The organism is Lentimicrobium saccharophilum, from assembly GCF_001192835.1.
In the GTDB taxonomy this organism is placed as follows: Bacteria; Bacteroidota; Bacteroidia; order Bacteroidales; family Lentimicrobiaceae; genus Lentimicrobium; species Lentimicrobium saccharophilum.
Genome location: NZ_DF968183.1, coordinates 1,398,760 through 1,400,125, shown reverse-complemented (window position 1 = coordinate 1,400,125; position 1,366 = coordinate 1,398,760).

The following is a 1,366-nucleotide window of genomic DNA, read 5'->3' as shown; positions in this document are numbered from 1 at the left end:
TTATAACACAAAGGCTATCCGAAAGGGTAGCCTTTTGTGGTTTTAAACATATCGGTCTGAGGGGGAGGGAATCACAGAGAAGTTAAGCCCGCCCGCGTCTCGTCGTCTCGTCAGACATTGAAAATTACCTTCAAATTGCCTCACCTTCGTCTGGCGGGATGACGAGATACTGCCAAACCAGGTGGGAGTCTCGTCAGCTTATCGCTGAAAAACGCGATAAACCGACGAGATATAATCCGGTCGTCGCCAACCTTATAACACAAAGGCTATCCGAAAGGGTAGCCTTTTGTGGTTTTAAACATATCGGTCTGAGGGGGAGGGAATCACAGAGAAGTTAAGCCCGCCCGCGTCTCGTCGTCTCGTCAGACATTGAAAATTACCTTCAAATTGCCTCACCTTCGTCTGGCGGGATGACGAGATACTGCCAAACCAGGTGGGAGTCTCGTCAGCTTATCGCTGAAAAACGCGATAAACCGACGAGATATAATCCGGTCGTCGCCAACCTTATAACACAAAGGCTATCCGAAAGGGTAGCCTTTTGTGGTTTTAAACATATCGGTCTGAGGGGGAGGGAATCACAGAGAAGTTAAGCCCGCCCGCGTCTCGTCGTCTCGTCAGACATTGAAAATTATCTTCAAATTGCCTCACCTTCGTCTGACGAGATGACGAGATACTGCCACACCAGGTGGGAGTCTCGTCAGCTTATCGCTGAAAAACGCGATAAACCGACGAGATATAATCCGGTCGTCGCCAACCTTATAACACAAAGGCTATCCGAAAGGGTAGCCTTTTGTGGTTTTAAACATATCGGTCTGAGGGGGAGGGAATCACAGAGAAGTTAAGCCCGCCCGCGTCTCGTCGTCTCGTCAGACATTGAAAATTACCTTCAAATTGCCTCACCTTCGTCTGACGGGATGACGAGATACTGCCAAACCAGGTGGGAGCCCCGCCGGAAAGGCGGGGTAAAATCTGGTCGTCGCCAACCTTATAACACAAAGGCTATCCGAAAGGGTAGCCTTTTGTGGTTTATGGTGGTTCTATTCGGGGAATATGCGACCTGCCAGATTAATGTATTGATCCATGGCTAAAATAAACATGTGACTCCTCCGGAGTCGGGAAATCCGGAGACGAGCCGAGGTTTCTATAAGCATACCAATCCTCCGGAGTCGTCAGACGGATATAGTTCTCCGCGCCTGAAAATATTTGATTCCCGTATAGATTCATTGAACATTCGGTTATTGTAAACAGCGGCGCACCAACAAAACGGCAATTTTATGACTCCGGAGGAGTCAAACGTGTATAGCACGGAAGATGCTACAATGAAATTACGACTCCATAGGAGTCGGATGTCTGCATGAAAAGAGAG